The organism is Cognatundibacterium luofuense, from assembly GCF_018139685.1.
Lineage (GTDB): Bacteria > Pseudomonadota > Gammaproteobacteria > Burkholderiales > Burkholderiaceae_D > Undibacterium > Undibacterium luofuense.
In genome coordinates this window covers 1-370 of the sequence record NZ_JAGSPN010000271.1, presented here as the reverse complement: position 1 = coordinate 370, position 370 = coordinate 1, and the positions used below count along the sequence as shown (strand labels likewise).

General features: G+C 48.4%; 1 protein-coding gene. It reads left to right on the top strand.

The genetic code is table 11. The annotated features are described in order from the left end of the window. Positions 1-24 precede the first annotated feature (24 nt). Positions 25-370 (top strand): hypothetical protein (locus KDM89_RS20360; RefSeq protein ID WP_212689685.1); only part of this gene is annotated, 346 nt, incomplete at its 3' end.

Genomic DNA, 370 nt, shown 5'->3' with positions numbered 1-370 from the left:
CATGTGGCCGCCACGCATCTGCCTATGCTTTCGGTTGCGATCTGGGATATTGAACCACAGGCGATACAGAAGCAAATCAATCTGTTGCTTGAAAATTCGCATATCGCCTATGTCGTTATCCAGACCAGCACGGGCCAGCAATTTGTGGGCGGTGACGTCGAAAAAATTTTTAATGCAGAACGTATCGTCCGTTCTATTCCTGCTCCCGCAGAACAGAATGGTCATGTAGGCGTACTGGAGCTGGTGATCGATAAATCGGTATTGCGGCAGGAGATGATACGCAGCGGTCTGATGGTCTTGATCGAAGTCAGTGTGCTGGGTATTTTTATTCTGATGACGGTATCCACCATTTTACGCCGTGATCTGGAAA